The sequence below is a fragment of the Streptomyces sp. NPDC052107 genome (genome assembly GCF_040680215.1).
Classification (GTDB): Bacteria; Actinomycetota; Actinomycetes; order Streptomycetales; family Streptomycetaceae; genus Streptomyces.
Window position 1 is genome coordinate 11,575 of sequence record NZ_JBFAWG010000037.1, and the last position, 17,354, is coordinate 28,928.

The 17,354-nt window shown below is 70.8% G+C and carries 16 protein-coding genes and 1 pseudogene; 16 read left to right on the top strand and 1 reads right to left on the bottom strand.

What is annotated here, in order from left to right:
- The first annotated feature begins 45 nt into the window (after positions 1-45).
- From AB0M27_RS29855 to AB0M27_RS29890, 8 genes are all read left to right on the top strand, one after another.
- Complete coding sequence (locus tag AB0M27_RS29855) at positions 46-291, top strand: hypothetical protein (protein WP_365726045.1); 246 nt, start codon at positions 46-48, stop codon at positions 289-291.
- Positions 291-2,564 (top strand): heavy metal translocating P-type ATPase, encoded by a 2,274-nt coding sequence (locus AB0M27_RS29860; RefSeq protein WP_365726047.1) that lies wholly within the window; start codon positions 291-293, stop codon positions 2,562-2,564. The genes AB0M27_RS29855 and AB0M27_RS29860 overlap by 1 nt, the downstream gene beginning before the upstream one ends.
- Complete coding sequence (locus AB0M27_RS29865) at positions 2,561-3,082, top strand: copper chaperone PCu(A)C (protein WP_365726049.1); 522 nt, start codon at positions 2,561-2,563, stop codon at positions 3,080-3,082. The genes AB0M27_RS29860 and AB0M27_RS29865 overlap by 4 nt, the downstream gene beginning before the upstream one ends.
- 170 nt (positions 3,083-3,252) lie before the next feature.
- Positions 3,253-3,936 (top strand): hypothetical protein, encoded by a 684-nt coding sequence (locus AB0M27_RS29870; protein WP_365726051.1) that lies wholly within the window; start codon positions 3,253-3,255, stop codon positions 3,934-3,936.
- 178 nt (positions 3,937-4,114) lie between these two features.
- Positions 4,115-4,729, top strand: a complete 615-nt coding sequence (locus AB0M27_RS29875) for a sigma-70 family RNA polymerase sigma factor (RefSeq protein ID WP_365726053.1) — start codon at positions 4,115-4,117, stop codon at positions 4,727-4,729.
- Between the two features lie 184 nt (positions 4,730-4,913).
- Positions 4,914-5,993 carry an ABC transporter substrate-binding protein gene (locus AB0M27_RS29880; RefSeq protein WP_365726055.1) on the top strand — a complete coding sequence of 360 codons (1,080 nt, stop codon included), beginning with the start codon at positions 4,914-4,916 and terminating at the stop codon, positions 5,991-5,993.
- 2 nt (positions 5,994-5,995) lie between these two features.
- Positions 5,996-7,069: an iron ABC transporter permease gene (locus AB0M27_RS29885; RefSeq protein WP_365726059.1), complete on the top strand. Its 1,074-nt coding sequence runs from the start codon at positions 5,996-5,998 to the stop codon at positions 7,067-7,069.
- The gene (locus tag AB0M27_RS29890; RefSeq protein ID WP_365726060.1) at positions 7,066-7,884 is read left to right on the top strand and encodes an ABC transporter ATP-binding protein; all 819 of its coding nucleotides are present in this window, start codon (positions 7,066-7,068) and stop codon (positions 7,882-7,884) included. Before AB0M27_RS29885 ends, AB0M27_RS29890 begins: the two co-directional genes overlap by 4 nt.
- Before the next feature lie 65 nt (positions 7,885-7,949).
- Here the strand turns inward: AB0M27_RS29890 and AB0M27_RS29895 are convergent, their stop codons facing one another.
- Entirely contained in the window at positions 7,950-8,165 is a 216-nt protein-coding gene (locus tag AB0M27_RS29895; RefSeq protein ID WP_365726062.1) for a heavy-metal-associated domain-containing protein, read from the bottom strand.
- 343 nt (positions 8,166-8,508) lie between these two features.
- On the opposite strand from AB0M27_RS29895, the gene AB0M27_RS29900 reads away from it, so the two are divergent.
- The 8 genes and pseudogenes from AB0M27_RS29900 to AB0M27_RS29935 all read left to right on the top strand — a co-directional run bounded on the left by AB0M27_RS29900 (position 8,509) and on the right by AB0M27_RS29935 (position 17,177).
- Entirely contained in the window at positions 8,509-8,673 is a 165-nt protein-coding gene (locus AB0M27_RS29900) for a hypothetical protein (protein WP_365726065.1), read from the top strand.
- 131 nt (positions 8,674-8,804) lie between these two features.
- Complete coding sequence (locus AB0M27_RS29905) at positions 8,805-10,220, top strand: MFS transporter (RefSeq protein WP_365726067.1); 1,416 nt, start codon at positions 8,805-8,807, stop codon at positions 10,218-10,220.
- A gap of 16 nt (positions 10,221-10,236) precedes the next feature.
- The gene (gene asnB / locus AB0M27_RS29910; protein ID WP_365726069.1) at positions 10,237-12,063 is read left to right on the top strand and encodes an asparagine synthase (glutamine-hydrolyzing); all 1,827 of its coding nucleotides are present in this window, start codon (positions 10,237-10,239) and stop codon (positions 12,061-12,063) included.
- Between the two features lie 11 nt (positions 12,064-12,074).
- Positions 12,075-13,337 (top strand): cytochrome P450, encoded by a 1,263-nt coding sequence (locus AB0M27_RS29915; RefSeq protein WP_365726071.1) that lies wholly within the window; start codon positions 12,075-12,077, stop codon positions 13,335-13,337.
- A gap of 150 nt (positions 13,338-13,487) precedes the next feature.
- Positions 13,488-14,447 carry an isocyanide synthase family protein gene (locus AB0M27_RS29920; RefSeq protein ID WP_365726073.1) on the top strand — a complete coding sequence of 320 codons (960 nt, stop codon included), beginning with the start codon at positions 13,488-13,490 and terminating at the stop codon, positions 14,445-14,447.
- A gap of 683 nt (positions 14,448-15,130) precedes the next feature.
- Positions 15,131-15,976 (top strand): transposase, encoded by an 846-nt coding sequence (locus AB0M27_RS29925; protein WP_365726075.1) that lies wholly within the window; start codon positions 15,131-15,133, stop codon positions 15,974-15,976.
- A gap of 3 nt (positions 15,977-15,979) precedes the next feature.
- A pseudogene (locus AB0M27_RS29930) lies at positions 15,980-16,078 on the top strand (3-oxoadipate enol-lactone hydrolase); the annotation flags it as partial.
- A 325-nt stretch (positions 16,079-16,403) separates the two neighbouring features.
- Positions 16,404-17,177 (top strand): transposase, encoded by a 774-nt coding sequence (locus tag AB0M27_RS29935; protein WP_365726077.1) that lies wholly within the window; start codon positions 16,404-16,406, stop codon positions 17,175-17,177.
- Positions 17,178-17,354 lie beyond the last annotated feature (177 nt).

Below are 17,354 nucleotides of genomic sequence, written 5' to 3' on the forward strand. Positions count from 1 at the left end.
CGCGATCCGACCGACGCCGTACGACGTGATCTGGAGACGCGGTTGATGGACGAGTCCCGGCAAACCTCCTCCGGCGCGGGTGCGGTGCTGCGGAAGCTGGTGCCTCCGCCCGCCCTGTGTGGGTTCCTTCTTCTGCTGGTGCTGATGTTCACGGTGTCGTACGCCGTCGGTGCCGCCGCCGGGCCCGTCGCACCCGGCATGCACGACACCGGCACGAGCCAGGGGGACGGCGACCCCGGCGGGGGCGGTGGCACGGACGACATGGGGGACATGCACGGGGGTGGCCACTGATGGGCGTGGAACCGGTGGCCGCCGATCTGGTGACGACCGACCTGACCGTCGGCGGCATGACCTGCGCAGCCTGTGTGCGGCGCGTCGAGAAGAAGCTCGGCAAGCTGGACGGGGTCACGGCGACCGTCAATCTGGCAACCGGACGGGCGCGTGTGAGCCACCCGCCGCGGATCAGCCCCGAGGAACTCGCCGCCGCCGTCGAGCAGGCCGGTTACACGGCTGCCCTGCCCGAACCGCCCAAGCCGCCTGAGACGCGCGAGGGCAGGGACACGGGCGGCTCCGATGAAGCCCGCCAGGAGCGGGTTCGGCTGCTGATCACCGCGCTGCTCGCGGTGCCCGTGCTCGTGCTGTCGATGGTGCCCGCGCTCCAGTTCCGGAACTGGCAGTGGCTGTGCTTCGCGCTGGCCGCGCCGGTCGCGGTGTGGGGCGCGTCGCCTTTCCACGTGCGTGCGGCGCGGGGGCTTCGGCATGCGGCGGCGACCATGGACACCCTGGTGTCGCTGGGCGTGGTGGCGTCCTTCTCCTGGTCCGTCTACGCGCTCTTCCTCGGTGGTGCCGGGGAGCCCGGCATGAGGATGCCGCTCACTCTGGTGCCCTCGGTTTCGGACGGCGCGGCGCACCTCTATCTCGAAGCGGCTGTGGGTGTACCGCTGTTCGTCCTGGCGGGGCGGTTCTTGGAGGCACGGGCCAGGCGCGGGACCGGGGCCGCGCTCAGGTCGCTGGCCCAACTTGCCGCCAAAGAGGTGACGGTCCGCGAAGGCGACGACGAACGGCTTGTTCCCATCGAGTGGTTGACGCCGGGGCAGGTCTTCGTCGTGCGGCCTGGGGAGCGCGTGGCCACCGACGGGCAGGTGGTGGAGGGCAGTTCCGCATTGGATCTGTCCCTGGTCACCGGGGAGAGCGAGCCCGTCGAGGTCGGGCCGGGTTCGGCGGTGGTCGGCGGCGCTGCCAACGCCGGCGGGCTGCTCCTGGTGAAGGCCACGGCCGTCGGCGCCGACACCCAGCTCGCCCGGATCACCCGGCTGGTGACCGAGGCCCAGGCCGGTAAGGCGCGGGCGCAGCGGCTGGCCGACACGGTGGCAGGCGTCTTCGTACCCTTCGTGCTGACGCTGGCCGTCACCTGTCTCGGCTTCTGGCTCGGTGCCGGGGCTGACCCGCAGGCCGCCGTCACCGCGTGCGTGGCCGTGCTCGTCGTGGCCTGCCCGTGCGCGCTTGGGCTGGCCACGCCGACCGCGCTGATGGCCGCGACCGGCCGCGGTGCCCAACTGGGCGTGCTGGTCAGCGGACCCCAGGCGTTGGAGGGGCTCCAGCACATCGACACGGTCGTCCTGGACAAGACCGGCACGCTCACCTCCGGCCACATGACCGTCGCCCGGGTCACCTCAGTACCGGCCGGGCTCGGCAGGGAGGTGGTGCTGCGACTGGCCGGTGCCGTCGAGCACGGCTCGGAGCATCCCCTGGGCCGCGCGATCGCCGCGTACGCCCGGCGGGAACTCCCCGAGGGGCCGCTGCCGGACGTGAGTGAGTTCGCCGCAGTGCCGGGGCGGGGCGTGCGCGGCCTGGTCGAGGGCCGGCTGGTGGAAGTCCTCGCCCCGGACGGGGAATTGCCTACCGCCCTGGCAGACGCGCTGTCGGTGGCCGAGGCCGCCGCCCGCACGCCCGTCCTGGTCCGGGTGGACGGTGTGGCCGAGGCCATGATCGAGGTCGGGGACGTGGTGCGGCCTGGCAGCTACCGGGCCGTGGACCGGCTGCGGCGACTCAGCGTGCGGCCGGTGCTCGCCACCGGTGACCGTGAGGCACCCGCGCAGGCCGTGGCCGCGGCTCTGGGCATCGACGAGGTGCACGCCCGCTGCACTCCCGAGGCCAAGGCCGACCTCGTACGGGACCTGCAGGAGCAGGGCTACCGCGTTGCCGTCATCGGCGACGGAGTGAACGACGCCGCCGCCCTGGCCGGAGCCGACCTGGGCATCGCCATGGGCAGTGGCACGGACGTGGCCATCGGGGCCGCCGACGTGACGTTGGTACGCGGGGACATCGAGGCGTTGGCGGACGCCGTCCGGCTGGCCCGGCGCACGCTGGGCACGATCCGGGCCAACCTCGTCTGGGCCTTCGGCTACAACGTCGTGACCGTGCCGCTCGCCATGGTCGGCCTGCTCAATCCGATGCTCGCAGCGGCGGCGATGTCGGTGAGTTCCCTCCTGGTCGTGGGCAACAGCCTGCGGCTGCGCGCCTGGCAGCCCTCGCCCGCTCCCGCCCGGAGGCGTACCCGATGACCGAGCAGCGTCCCTGGCGACCCACAGGCCGTCGGCTGACCGACACCCTGCTCGCCGCGCTCGCGCCCGTGGCCGCGTGCAGCCTCGCCCTGGGCGGGCTCACGACCTGGGCTGGGGCCGGGAAGGCGGGCAGCCCGGCTCGGATCACCGTCTCGAACGGGCGGGTCCTCCTGCCGTACGGGGACAGCACGGACACCGCGGCGCTCTTCGACATCGCCAACGTCGGTGGCGCGGACGACCGGCTGGTGAACGTGACGTCCACCGCCACGCACGGCCGGATCACCCTCAGCGGGCACCGCACGCTGGGCGTCCGGGCCGCCTACAAGGCGGACGTGACCTCGGCAGCCGTCCCTGCGGGCGGCGTGCTGTCCATGTCGCCGCGAGGTGTGGACGCGACGCTGCGGGCCGGGGCCGGCTGGCAAGCGGGTGACCTCGTGCCGTTCACGCTGCACTTCGAGCGCAGCGCACCGGTCGTGACGACCGCGGTCGTGATCCGGCCGAGCGACAGCGGTCCATGATCGCCCGCCCTGAGAGAGGAGAAGTCCTCTCCTAGACGTCGGGGCAGAGTGTCGTCGAGTTCCAGCCGGTTGTCGTGGTCTGGATCACACCTTGCGGATTGAGTACGGTCCCCCGTGGATGTCCGTACCCACGCATGACGACCGAAGCCCGGATGCGAGGATGAGGCGCCATGACAGCAGGGTGGTGTGCTCGCGCGATACGGGCCGCGGTGTTCGCGGCCATGTGCGTGCTGCTCGCTGCCCTGGGCCACGTCCTGATGTCGGGCAGCAACGTGCCCGTGTGGGTGCTGGCGGCCGGCGGGGCCGTGACCGGTGGCGTGGGCTGGTGTCTGGCGGGGCGTGAACGCGGGCTGCCGTTGATCGTGACGGTCATGGTCGCCGGCCAGACGGTGCTGCACGAGGCGTTCTCCTACGCCCAGTCGATGTCCGGCACGTCCGACGGCTCCGCCTCCGTGGACATGAGCGGCATGGGCTCCATGGACGGCTCGATGCCGATGGGCTCCATGGACATGGGCGCCATGCCTATGCACCACACAGGCATGAGCCCCATGGATCACATGGGTCACTCCATGAACGGTGGTTGGTCGTCGTTCGGCATGCTGGCTGCCCACCTGCTCGCCGCGGTGCTGTGCGGCCTGTGGCTGGCGTACGGCGAGAAGGCCACCTTCCGGATCCTGCGGGTGACGGCCGGTTGGCTGGCGGCACCGCTGCGGTTGCTGCTCGCCCTGCCCGCCACCCCGGACCGCCCGCGCGTCCACCTGCGGCGTCGCCGCTCGGACCGGGCGCCGCGTCTCCTCCTTCTCGTCCACGCGATCACTTCTCGGGGTCCGCCCGTGGGAACCGCTGTCGCCTGAAGACAGCTGGTTTTCCGAGGCTGCCCGGCTGCCGTGTGCGCCTCGGGCCACGGCCGTACGACTGCACAGGCGCTGTAGCGCCGCAGCGACGCCGTAGGGCCGTCTCTCCCACTTTCACCGGACCGTGCGCTGTGGCGTGCCCTGGTCCGGATCACGGTTGACCCGAGAAGGACACCAGGTGATTACTTCTGCCCTGCCCACCTCGCGCACCCGGAACAACACTCCGGCAGCGCTCGACGAATCGATCACCGCATGGGCGCTGGCCGCCCGCGGCGGTGACGCGGACGCGGTCGAGCAATTCGTGGGCGCCCTGCACCGGGACGTCCAGCGCTATGTCGCCCATCTGTGCGGCGATCCCCAGGCGGTGGACGATCTGGCGCAGGACACGTTCCTGCGGGCGCTCGGCAGCCTGCACCGTTTCGAGGGGCGTTCCTCGGCGCGGGCCTGGCTGCTGTCCATCGCCCGCCGAGCGGTGATCGACAGCTACCGGTACGCCGCCGCCCGCCCCCGTCTGTCGGACGTACCGGACTGGCAGCTGGCCGCCGAACTGGCTCAGCCGTGCGACCTGCCCGGCTTCGACGACGGCATTGCCCTGCTCGATCTGCTGGCGTCGCTGCCCGACGACCGTCGGGAAGCGTTCACCCTCACGCAGCTGCTCGGCCTGCCGTATGCGGAGGCCGCCGAGGTGAGCGACTGCCCGATCGGCACGGTCCGCTCCCGCGTGGCCCGCGCCCGCGCAACGCTGATGGGCCTGCTGGACGAGGCGGACCGGCCTGCCGCGCTGGCGGCCTGACGCTCCGGGAGGGTGCCGGTGCCGGCTTGAAGAAGGGCACCGGCACCCTCGTCGCCGGAGTACCGGGAGCGGTTCACCTGAGCCGGATTGCCAACTGGCCGGGAACTCGGGGCACCTTCGCTCCGACTACTGGAGCGGGTGGCGAAGGCTCGCCCGTGTACCGAGTGGATCCGGGAGTTGTTCGATGCGTTCTCGTGTGTGGGGCGGTACCGCGGCCGTCGTGCTTGGCGGCCTGCTGCTGGCGGGCTGCGGTGGCGGGGGGAAGGACACGGCGGACGGGAACGCGGGGCAGGCCGGGAAGGCGACTTCCGGCGCCTACCCGGTCTCTGTCACCGACTGCACGGGCGCGAAGACCACCTTCTCCAGCGCCCCGAGGAGAATCGTCACCAGCAACGCCTCCAGCCTGGAACTGCTGCTCCGCCTCGGCGCCGACGACAAGGTGATCGGCACCGGCTTCCCGCCCGGCAAGGGCACGTTGCCCGGCACCCTCGACGCGCAAGCGCAGAAGGCCAAGGTGCTCAGCCAGACCGTGATCCCGAAGGAGAAGCTGCTCGGCTCCGGAGCCGACCTCTACATCGACACCTTCGCCTCCACGGGAAGCATGGGGGGCGGAGGCATGGGGGACGCGCCGACGGCGGAGGAGTTCAAGGCCGCCGGGATCAAGCACATCTACCTGAAGTCCACCGCCTGTGCTGCCCAGAGCAAGAGCCCAGTGACCGATCTGTCCGCTGTCGAGGCCGACATCACCTCCCTCGGCGCGGTCACCGGCACCAGTGCGCAGGCGCAGAAACTCGTCGCCGGGATGAAGGAGAAGGTGGCCGCCGTCCAGAAGGCGGTCGGCGGTACGGCGGAGAACAGCCGGCCCACGTACTTCTTCTTCGACTACGACGCCGGTACCAAGCAGCCCTCCGTCCCCTGCAACCGCCAGGTCGCCAACGCGGTGATCACTCTGGCCGGAGCCCGCAACGTCTTCGCGGACTGCGACGGCGACTACAAGCAGGTCGGCTGGGAGGACGTCATCGCCAAGAACCCCGACTGGATCCAGCTCGGCGTCCGCAACCGCGGCAGTGAGGCGGCGAACAATAAGGCGTTCGACGAGGCCGAGCAGTGGCTGCGGTCCAACCCGGCCACCAAGGGCCTGAAGGCAGTCAAGGAGGGCCACTTCCTGCGCATCGGCTCCGAGCAGACCACCATCGCGGGAGTCGAGAATGCCGACACGGTCGAGGCCATCGCCAAGACCCTCTACCCGGGCAAGGTCGCCTGACCGTGGCCTTCACACTGGTGCGCCGGAAAGCCGCGGCTGCGGAGGAGCGCGGCAGCCTGCCCGCCGGTCCGCTGACGGCGGTTCTGGCCGTGGCACTGCTGGCCGCGCTGACGGCGGCTGTGGCCTGGGGCTCGACATCGATCCCGCCCGACGAGGTGTGGGGTGTGGTGTGGCGCCGGCTGTCCCGTGAGTCTCCGCGCCCCGGCACGGACGACCTCATCGTCTGGCAGCTGCGATTGCCTCGTGCCTTGCTCGCTGCTCTCGTCGGCGCCGGCCTCGGTGTCGTCGGTACGGCCGTCCAGGCGCTGGTGCGCAACCCGCTGGCCGACCCGTACCTGCTGGGCATCTCCAACGGCGCCTCCCTCGGTGCGGTCACCGCGATCGTCCTCGGCCTCGGCGCCGGCGGGGCACTGGGCCTGGGCCTGTCCGGTGCGGCTTTTGCCGGCGCGCTGGCGACGTTCGCGCTGGTGTGGGCGGTGGCCCGGCGCGGTGGAGGGTTCGCGCCGCTGCGGCTGGTGCTGGCGGGCGTCGCGATCGGCCAGTTCCTCTCAGGGTTCACCAGCTACCTGGTGTTGCAGGCCGGGGACGAGCAGCAGACCCACAGTGTCCTGTTCTGGCTCATGGGCAGCCTCAGTGGCGCGACCTGGCAGCTGCTCGTGGTGCCCGCCGTCGCCGTACCCACCGCCCTGCTGTGGCTCCAGGCACGCGCCCGGGGCCTGAACGCCCTGCTGATGGGCGACGAGACGGCCGCCGGACTCGGCATCGACGTCACCCGGCTGCGCCGTGAGCTGTTCACCGTGACTAGCGTGCTGACCGGCGTCCTGGTGGCGGTCTCCGGCGCGATCGCGTTCGTCGCGTTGATGGTGCCGCATGTCTGCCGTCTGGTCGTGGGGGGTGACCACCGACGCCTCCTGCCGATCTCCGCGTTGTTCGGCGCTCTGCTGCTGGTCGTGGTCGACATCGTGTGCCGTACGGCGATGGACACGCAGGAGCTGCCGGTGGGCGTGGTCACCTCTATGCTCGGGGCTCCGGCCCTGTTGTACCTACTGGACCGGCGTCTGGGGAGCGGCAGTTGAGGATCGACATCGAGGACCTGCACGTCGCCTATGCGGGCCGTACGGTGGTCGAGGGCGCCCGTCTCGTCGCCGCCGCGGGCGAGATCACCGGCTTGGTCGGCCCGAACGGCAGCGGCAAGTCCACGCTCCTGCGCACCGTCTACCGGCACCTGAAGCCCACCGTCGGGCGGGTGCTGCTCGCCGGCACCGACCTGCGCGAGATGACCCCGCTCCAGTCGGCGCGGCATGTGGCCGCCCTGCCGCAGGAGCGCGGGAGCGACTTCGAGCTGACCGTGCGCGAGGTCGTCGCGATGGGCCGTACGCCCTACAAGCGGGCCTTGGCCGGGGAGGACGCCGCCGACCGGGACATCGTCGCGCAGGCGCTCACCGACGTCGGCATGGCCAAACAGGCCGGGCGCCGCTTCACGGCCCTGTCCGGCGGAGAGCGCCAACGTGTCCTGCTGGCACGGGCGTTCGCACAGAACCCGGACATCCTGGTGCTGGACGAACCGACCAACCACCTCGACATCCGCCACCAGGTCGACCTGCTCGCCCTCCTGCGGGCCCAGCGCCGTACGACCCTGGTGTCGCTGCATGACCTGAACGCCGCGGCCTCCGTCTGTGACCACCTCCACGTCCTGCACGAGGGCTTGGTCGTCGCCTCCGGCCCGCCGCGGGAAGTCCTCACGCCCGCGCTGATGGCGGAGGTGTTCGGGGTGCGAGCTGCGGTTGTCGACCATCCCCTGACCGGTGACCCGCTCATCGCCTTCGACCACCAGACGCCGGCGGACGAGGCGCCGACGGCCGTGCCGCTGGAGACACGCGCCCGGGGATGAACGGGCTGATGAACGGGCTCGGGCAGGGCGAGGTCGCGTCCTGGCCGCTCGGCCGGCTGCCGGGGTCAGGCGGCGATCGAGTCGCCGATGCCGTACCCGGCCTCGACGATCGCCGCGCGCAGCCGCTCGTCGTCAAGGTCCGTGCCGTGCACGGTGACGGCGTTGGCGGCGAGGTCGACCACGACCTCGCTCACCCCGGGTACCTCGGAGACCTCTTCCCTGATGCTCGCCGCGCAGTGCTCGCAGCTCATTCCCGTGACGTTGTACTGCTTCTGGTCCATAGCGCAACTCCTGCATGCGGAGGAGACTTTGGCGTGGCGTACGGATGCCCGAACGCGGACGTTCAGGCCGACGCCGTCGCCTCAGTGGTCGGCTGAGCGGAGCACGGAGTTCCGCCGTAGGCATGCCGATTCGATGTCCGGCGGCAGAGAAGGAACCCTACGCGGCACGCACCGGGCAGCGGGCGTGTTCAGCACTGTCGGGGAGGGCAGTCGGATGGCGCGGCTCCGGCACGACGTGCACAGCGGTTCCCACGCGACATGGCCCTGGGATCCTGAGCCCAGGACGATCCGGCGCGGCTGGGCGCGGATCAACGGGAGAGCCTGGCCGTTGCACGCGGTCACCGTGGCCGTTCTCGTAGCCGGGTACGGCTGGCTGGGATCCGTCGTCGACGGAGGGTTCGGCGCGGCTGTCGGCTCTGGCGCCGGGCTGATCCTCTGCGCGCTGCTGTACCCGCTGGTGGAGTCGGCCGTGTCGGGCAGGCCGGCACGCGGCGGCCGCCGCGACTGACCGGCGCGGGCAGTTTCAGCCTGCCCGCCATGATTTTTGGACGCGCCCGGGAACTCGTGTGCGATCCCTCCCGACTTGTGGGACGAGGCTGCCGTCCGGCAGCCCACCCACGACCGTGAGGGGCGGCAACGGTGACAGGCCACAGTCCCGGTTCCCAACAGCCCGGCCACATACCCGTCGGCGGCGAGGACCGCTGGCTGCTCGTTGTGGTGGCCGGCCTGCTGTCGTTCGTGGCGATGCTCGACATGAACATCGTCAACGTGGCTCTGGCGGACATCGCCGACGGTCTGCACGTCTCCGCTGCGACCGCTCAGTGGGCGGTGCTGGGTTATCAACTACCCGTGGTGGCACTGCTGTTGCCTGTCGGCCGGTGGCTGGACGGGGTCGGGATGCGCTCCGCCCTGCTGGTCGCGACCGCGGGCTTCGGTCTGTGCAGCGCGCTGGCGGCCGCCGCACCCTGGGCGTCCTGGCTGATCGCCGCCCGCCTCGCGCAGGGCGCGTTCGCGGCCGCGCTGTTCGTCCTGATGCCGGTTCTCGCCCTGCGTTCGGTACGGCCGGGACTGCGCGGGCGGGCCATGAGTGTGCCGGCGACGCTGGGCCCGCTGGGCGCGGTGACCGGTCCGGCGGTGGGCGGCCTGCTGCTGGACCACCTGGGCTGGCGCGCCGTGTTCCTGGTCAAGATCCCTTTCTGTCTGCTCGCCCTGGTCGTGGCATGGAGGGCGATGCCAAGGGACGGGGGCCTGCGCATGCCCGACCGCCGGTCGGCAGCGGATGCCGTGCTGGTGGGTTTGGGCGTGGCTGCCCTGCTGCTGGCGCTGACCCTGGCGTCGGGAAGCCCGGGGTGGCTGGTGCTCGCGTTTGCCGCCGTACCGTCGTTGTGGTGGTGGTTGCGGGGACCGGGCGGCCGTCCGGTGGCCGGGGCGCTGCGGGCGCCGGGTCTGTTCCGGGCGCATACGGCGGTGCTGGCGTTGGCGGCCGGTTTCGCGGCGATGCACTACGTCGTCGCCCTGCACCTCCAGCGTGACGACGGCGTCAGCGCCACCACGACCGGTCTGACCGTGCTCGCCTTCCCGCTCGGCATGGGGCTGGCCGGGCCGGTCGGCGGACGTCTCGCCGACCGGTACGGTGCCCGGCCGGTCGCGGTCACCGGCGCCGCCCTCACCACCGCCGGTCTGCTCCTCCTCGTTCCGCTGGGCGGCGATTGGTCGCTACCGGCCGTGGCCTGGCGGCTGGCGCTGGCCGGCATCGGTATGGGCCTGAACGGCGGCCCGACCCAGGCCCTCGTCATGGGAGCCGCCCCACCTGAACGCACGGCGACCGTGGGCTCATCCGTACAGCTCGCCCGCAGCCTCGGCTTCACCCTCGGCCCGGCCCTGGCCAGCGCCGCCTGGGGCCTGGCCGGCGGCGATGACGGTGTGACGGCCGGGCTGACCCTGGCGGCAGCCGCCGCCTGTATCGCCGTACCCCTGCTCGCACTGCGAGGACGGAGGCCGGCGCTCGTGCAAGAGATGTCCACCGACGCGGCTCCCGCCGCCCACCACCCCTGACCGAGGAGTCCTCCCCATGTGCGGAATCACCGGCTGGGCGTCCTTCCACAGCGACGCCCGCACCCAGGCCCCAGTCATCGAGGCCATGACCGCCACCCTCACCCCGCGCGGCCCCGACTCCGGAGGCGTCTGGCTCGGCGAGCGGGCCGCGGTCGGCCACCGCCGACTGGCCGTCATCGACCTCGAAGGTGGCGTACAGCCGATGACCGACCGGCCCGACCGGTCGGCCATCGTGCTCACCTACAGCGGCGAGGTCTACAACCACCACGAACTGCGCACCGAACTGCGCGGCCGGGGCCATGTTTTCCACACGCGCAGCGACACCGAGGTGGTGCTGCGCGCGTACGCCGAGTGGGGCGAGGAGGTGGCCGAACACCTGGAGGGCATGTTCGCCTTCGCCGTCTGGGACGAGCGCGCCCAGCGGCTGCTGCTGGTCCGCGATCGGCTCGGGGTGAAGCCCCTGTTCTGGGCCACTGTCGACGGCGGCCTCGCCTTCGCCTCCGAACCGAAGGCGCTGTTCGCCCACCCGGAGATCCGGCCGAGGGTGGACGCGGACGGGCTGCGGGAGGCGTACAGCCTGCTGTTCAACACCGGTCCGACGGTGTGGTCCGGGATCCGGGAAGTCGAGCCGGGCGGCGTGCTCGTCCTGGACCGGGCCGGCATCCGCGAACTCCACTACTGGCAGCTGGAGGCCGCCGACCACACCGACGACCAGGACACGGCCATCGAGCGGATCGGCGCCCTGGTCGGTGCCGCGGCCCGCAGCCAGCTCGAAGCGGATGTCCCTCTGTGCAGCCTGCTCTCCGGCGGCATCGACTCCACCGTCCTGACCGCCCTGCTCGCCGACGAACTCCGCCTGCACGAAGGCCCGGACGCCCGGATCCGCTCCTACGCCGTCGACTACAGCGACCAGGCGGAACAGTTCACCGGCGACGTCCTACGCACCGGCCATGACACGCCCTACGCCACCGAAGCCGGCGCCTTCATCGGCACCGACCACAGCACCGTCGTCCTCGACCCGCACGCCCTGCTCGATCCGGAGCACCGCAAGGCCGTCGTCGTGGCCCGCGACTCACCCATCGGTGTCGGCGACATGGACACGTCGTTGTACCTGCTGTTCGGCAAGATCCGCGAACACTCCACCGTGGCCCTCTCTGGCGAGGCGGCCGACGAGGTCTTCGGCGGCTACCCCTGGTTCCACAACCCGAAAGCCCTGGCAGCGGAAACCTTCCCGTGGCTGCTGGTGACGGGTGACGAGGCCGCCATGCCGCTGAACCCCGAACTCGACCTGCGCATAGCCGAATTCCGCGACGACACCTACCGCACCGCGCTGGCCGCCGTACCGCACACGGACGGCGAGACGCCCGCCGAGCACCGGCAGCGCGAGATGCAGCACCTGTCCCTGACCCGCTGGCTGCGCCAGCTCCTGCATCGCAAGGACCGCCTCAGCATGGCCCAGGGCCTGGAGGTCCGCGTCCCGTACTGCGACCACCGGCTCGTCGAGTACGCCTTCACCACCCCCTGGGCGCTGAAGAGCTTCGACGGACGGGAGAAGAGCCTGCTGCGCGCGATGGGCGCCGGCCTTGCTCCGGACTCGGTCCTGTACCGCCCCAAGAACCACTACCCGGCCACCCACCACCCTGACTACAACCGCGGCCTGCAGCAGCTGGCCCGCGACGCGCTCGCCACCGAACAGGTCCGTGCCCTCGCCGACGAGACCCGCATCAAGCCCTGCCTCGACGCCCCGCCCGAGCGCCTGGAGTGGGGCCACCGCCTGCGCCTTGAACGCGTCGTCGACCTCTCCCTCTGGCTGGACCACTACCGGCCCGAACTCGCCCTTTGAGGAGCCTACCTATGACCCTCCAGGAACAGCAGCCGGCCGCAGACCCGGACGCCTTCCCCGCCCCGGTGCCGCTGATGGGCTGCCCGTACAAGAGCAACCCCTACCCCCTGTATGAGCAGATGCGCGAGGCCGGGCCCGTCCACCGGGTCCTCTTCCCCAGCGGCGTCCAAGCCTGGCTCGTCACCGGTTACGACGCCGCCCACGCCGCGCTGAACGACAACCGCCTCGGCAAGAACCACGACCGGGGCAACGACCGCTGGCGCGCTCGCGCCTCGATCATGCCCGAGCCCCAGCACTCCCAGCTCCAGGTCCATCTCCTCCACCAGGACCCGCCCAAGCACACCTGGATGCGCCGCTTCGTGACGGACGCCTTCACCCCGCGCCGCATCGAGCAGCTGCGCCCGCGCTTCCAGGAACTGGCCGACGCCCTCGTCGACGCACTGCCGGAGCACGGCCCCGCGGACCTGGTCACCGGATTCGCCGCCCACTTCCCCTTCCAGGTCCTCGCTGAAGTCATCGGCCTCTCGCAGGAACTCGCGGCCCGCTTCGACCGCGACTGGGGCAAGGTCGTCCAGCCGGTCGGCCCCACCGACCCCGGACGCCTACTCTACGAGACCCGCCTGCACGGCCTGCAGAGCTACATCGCCGATGTCGTGTCCCACAAGCGAGAGCACTGGGACGACGACCTGCTCAGCCGCCTCGTCGTGGCCCGTGACCGCCGCGAACTGTCGCAGGAGGAGCTGGACTCGATGATCTTCCAGCTCCTCGTCGCGGGCCAGGAGCCGGTCACCAACCAGATCACCACTGCCGTGATCGCCCTGTTCCGCAACCCGGACCAGCTCGCCCGCCTACGCGACAACCCGGACCTGCTGCCCCTCGCCGTCGAGGAACTCCTCCGCTACGACAGCGCCTTCGAGCTCAGCACCTGGCGCTTCTTTGACAAGGACAGCGACCTGCACGGCACCGAGGTCCCGGCCGGCGACTCCGTGATCGTCTCCCTTTGCGCGGCCAACCGGGACCCGGGCCGCTTCCCCGACCCGGACACCCTGAACCTCGACCGCTCACCCAACCCCCACCTCGCCTTCGGCCACGGCATCCACTTCTGCCCCGGCGCCGCCCTCGCCCGCGCCGAACTCCAGATCGCCCTCGGCACCCTCCTCGCCCGCCTGCCCGGCCTCCATCTGGCCATCAGAGACGAGGACATCGAGTGGATCCCGGCCGTCCTCGGCCGCGGCACCAACCACCTCCCCGTCGGCTACGAACGCCGCCTCTGACACCGGCGTACCGCTGACCGGGTCCGGCCACACCAGCCGACCCGGCCCCAGCTGACCCACGCCCACTGACCCCAGGCGCCTGGCTTCCCCTTCCGCCACGGCGCCATGTCGACGTGCCCTCGCACGCCCTCGTACCCCAGGAGGAACGACATGCCCCTGACGACCGCGCCGGACGCCCTCCCCACGAGCATCGCCACCGAGATCCTGAACCTGCTTCTGCCCCACCACCGCACGACCGACCCCGCCCCCGCTCCCCCGGAAGCGTTCCCGCATCAGCTGCGCCGCATCGCCGCCTTCGTACGCGACGGCGCCCCCATTGTCTTCACGCTGCCCGGCTTCCCTTGCAAGTCCCCCAACCCGGCCAAGGTCCTCGGCCACCTCCCCGACCAGGGCGAACGCCTCTCCCTGACCTTCCTGAACACCCTGTGCACCAAGATCGAGCAGATCTACCCGCCCGGCGCCCGCGTGATCATCTGCTCCGACGGCCACGTCTTCGGCGACCTCATCGGCGTCCCCGACGACCACATCGACGCCTACGCCGACGACCTACGCATACAGATGGGCCGGATGGGCCTCCACAGACTGTCCGTCTTCGATCTCCGCGATGTCCTCGGCGACCTCCCGCACGACACGAAACGCACCCACATCCACGAGCGCTACGCCCCCACCCTGGAGGCCCTCCGCGCCGAGGCCCGCGCCGACGACCAAGGCCTCGCCCTCTACCGGGGCATCACCCGCTTCCTCGTCGAGGACACCGCCGGCTGGACCGGCACCCGCTCCGCCCTCCAACGCGTATGTCGCCAACGGGCCTACGGCGTCATCCAACGCAGCCGCGCCTGGGGCACCCTGATCGCCGAACACCACCCGCACGCCGTACGCCTCTCCATCCATCCCCAGCCCATCGGCGCCCCGAAATTCGGCATCCGCCTCCTCGACGCCCCCGACGCCTGGACGACCCCCTGGCACTCCGCCGCTTTGCGCCGCAGCGACGGTAGGTGGACTCTCATGCCCGTAGCCGAAGCCGCCCGGATGGGCCGGCTGGTGCGGCAAGGCGGCAGAGACAGTCACTTCGACCAGAACCGGGCGGCTTGCCCGCCTGGGGCTCAGTGAGGATGCACCGACGCGACCCGGAAAAGGCGTGGCCCAGCCGCGTCCGAGGCCGTTCGTGCCGTGGTCGACGAAGGACAGCCGGTAAGGCGGACCACAAGGCTGTCCGTCATTGCCGGTCGCGAGTGGACGAAGAGTCAACGCAGTGTCAGCCCGTCCAGACCAGGTTGAGCGCCGGTTCGTTCGAAGCCATCCGGCAGTGATCGAGTCATGCCGTTGTGCCCGGATCAATGGGACGGTGGCGCAGTGCCGTCCCGGACGGGGGTCTTGACTCATGAGATCTATGACCGAAGTGTCCAGTCACGGGCTTGTCGACTGTCGTTGCGGGATGGCGCCTGCTGGTACCGAGCCACAGGGCGTGTCCCAATAGGGGCCTTGCCGACGGTCAGGCGCCATCACGGTTCAGACCGCCCGAGCAGGCGGCCGGTGCCAACCGCCCAGCACGTCACCACGCGGGAGGGGAACCACCATGACGACCAGACAGCGCAGCACCTTGCCTCCGTGGTCTCCCCGCTGGGGAAGGTCCTGGGCTCCGAGTCCTTTCCGGCCAGGGCGGCCGGCTACCGTCGGCTGCTCGTCTGGGCCCGCAAGCTGGGGACGGTGCGCCGGGCCGGTGTGGAGGGCACCGCACCTTCGGAGCGGGCCTGTCCCGCTACCTGCTGGCTCAGCACGTCCAGGTGTACGAAGTGAACCGGCCCGACCGCTCGGCCCGCCGTCTGCTCGGGAAGTCGGACCCGCTCGATGCGCAGGCTGCTGCGCGGGCCGTGCTCAGTGGTCGCGCCCGGGCCCGGGCAAAAACCGGCGACGGTCCGGTGCACAGCGCCCGGATGTTCAAACTCGCCAAGGACTCCGCGGTCAAGACTCGCACCCAGGCGATCAACCAGCTCAAGGCTGTCCTGGTCATCGCCGACCCCGCTCTGCGGGAACGACTGTCCCGCCTGGGCAACCGCGAGCTGTTCCGCACCTGCGCGCGTCTCAGCCCGCTCGGCGGCGAAGACGGCGGGGGCGATGAGGACGCCGTGGCCCAGGCCACCCGCATCACCCTGAGCCTGCTGGCCCAGCGCATCGAGCAGCACACCGGGCAGATCGATGAGCTGAATCAGCGCCTGACCCGGCTCGTCGAACGCCACGCCCCGCAGCTGCTCATACCGGTGGGCATCGGCCCGGACAGCGCCGTCATTCTCCTGATCACCATGGGAGACAACCCCGGGCGGCTGAGCACCGAGGCGTCCTTCGCCGCGCTGTGCGGAGTCAGTCCCATCGAGTACTCCTCGGGCCGTCGGAGCTCGCGTCGGCTCAACCATGGCGGCGACCGGCAGGCCAACGCCGCTCTTCACCGCATCGTGTTCACCCGCCTGCGCTTCGACCCCAGTGCTCAGGCGTACTACGAACGCCGCACTCAGGAGGGCAAGACCCGACGTGAGATCATCCGATGCCTCAAGCGATATGCCGCCCGAGAGGTCTTCAACCTGGTCAGGACGGTATCCAGCGTCCCCGTTATAGGGGCGTCCGTGATACGTGAGAGGGTCTGAGGCGTGAGTGAGACACCGTCGAACACCCTGCAAGACCGCTTTGACGGGCCAGAAGAGGCTCCCGTCCTGATCTTGGGTCCCTCACTGGGTACCACATGGCACAGGTAGGCAAAGCCGTCTTAGGGCGTCCAGCCAGTCCAATGCGGACACCTATGTCCAGTTTGGGACCGTTGGGTGGGAGGGCGTCTATGGGGTTGGTGACTCGCCTGTGACACGAAGAGGCCCCGCCGGTTGTCCGGCGGGGCCTCTTCGTGTGGGTGGCCAAGAGGGCCTGCAGCGCAGCATCCTGTGCGGCCTCCGTTGTACTTGACCTCGCCGCTGTCGAGTACCCCAAGCAGGGACGTGGTGACGACCCGTGTGCTACGGCCGATGCGGAGCGGCGTCCGGCTACCGTCGGCTGCTCGTCTGGGCCCGCTAGCTGGGGACGGTGCGCCGGGCCGGTGTGGAGGGCACCGGCACCTTCGGTGCGGGCCTGTCCCGCTACCTGCTGGCTCAGCGTGTCCAGGTGTACGAAGTGAACCGGCCCGACCGCACAGCGCGCCGTCTGCTGGGGAAGTCGGACCCGCTCGATGCGCAGGCAGCCGCGCGGGCCCTGCTCAGTGGTCGCACCCGGGCTCGGGTAAAAACCAGCGATGGCCTGGTGCACAGCGCCCGGATGTTCAAACTCGCCAAAGACTCCGCGGTCAAGGCTCGCACCCAGGCGATCAACCAGCTCAAAGCTGTCCTGGTCATAGCCGACCCGGCCCTGCGGGAACGACCGTCCAGCCTGGGCAACCGCGAACTGTTCCGCACCCGCGCGCGCCTCAGCCTCCACGACGGAGGCGGCGACGAGGACGCCGTGGCCCAGGCCACCCACATCACCCTGAGCCTGCTGGCCCAGCGTATCGAGCAGCTGACCGGGCAGATCGATGAGCTGAACCGGCGCCTGACCCGGCTCGTCGAAGCCCGCGCCCCGCAGCTGCTCATACCGGTGGGCATCGGCTCGGACAGCGCCGTCATTCTCCTGATCACCATGGGAGACAACCCCGAGCGGCTGAATACCGAGGCGTCCTTTGCCGCCCTGTGCGGAGTCAGCCCCATCGAGTACTCCTCCGGCCGTCGGAGTTCGCGTCGGCTCAACCATGGCGGCGACCGGCACGCCAATGCGGCCCGAGAGGTCTTCAACCTGGTCAGGACGGTGTCCAGCGTCCCCCTGTTATAGGGGCGTTGGTGAGACGCCAAGCGCACACCACGACGCGGGACACGACCATGAAGCGTGTCCACCATCATGGGGGGAGGCCCCGATGTCGGGCCGGCAGGTTCCTGGTCTTCGACCGCATACCCATCGTGGTCATCCCTGCTCCGCTCCCGACCATACGAAGCAACGGCGCCAGGGGAT

Excerpts from the sequence above, each read along its gene's own strand:
- AB0M27_RS29915 (WP_365726071.1), top strand. The coding sequence starts at position 12,075 with ATGACCCTCCAGGAACAGCAGCCGGCCGCAGACCCGGACGCCTTCCCC.
- AB0M27_RS29895 (WP_365726062.1), bottom strand. The coding sequence starts at position 8,165 with ATGGACCAGAAGCAGTACAACGTCACGGGAATGAGCTGCGAGCACTGC.
- AB0M27_RS29920 (WP_365726073.1), top strand. The coding sequence starts at position 13,488 with ATGCCCCTGACGACCGCGCCGGACGCCCTCCCCACGAGCATCGCCACC.
- asnB (WP_365726069.1), top strand. The coding sequence starts at position 10,237 with ATGTGCGGAATCACCGGCTGGGCGTCCTTCCACAGCGACGCCCGCACC.
- AB0M27_RS29855 (WP_365726045.1), top strand. The coding sequence starts at position 46 with ATGGACGAGTCCCGGCAAACCTCCTCCGGCGCGGGTGCGGTGCTGCGG.
- AB0M27_RS29870 (WP_365726051.1), top strand. The coding sequence starts at position 3,253 with ATGACAGCAGGGTGGTGTGCTCGCGCGATACGGGCCGCGGTGTTCGCG.
- AB0M27_RS29860 (WP_365726047.1), top strand. The coding sequence starts at position 291 with ATGGGCGTGGAACCGGTGGCCGCCGATCTGGTGACGACCGACCTGACC.
- AB0M27_RS29865 (WP_365726049.1), top strand. The coding sequence starts at position 2,561 with ATGACCGAGCAGCGTCCCTGGCGACCCACAGGCCGTCGGCTGACCGAC.
- AB0M27_RS29880 (WP_365726055.1), top strand. The coding sequence starts at position 4,914 with ATGCGTTCTCGTGTGTGGGGCGGTACCGCGGCCGTCGTGCTTGGCGGC.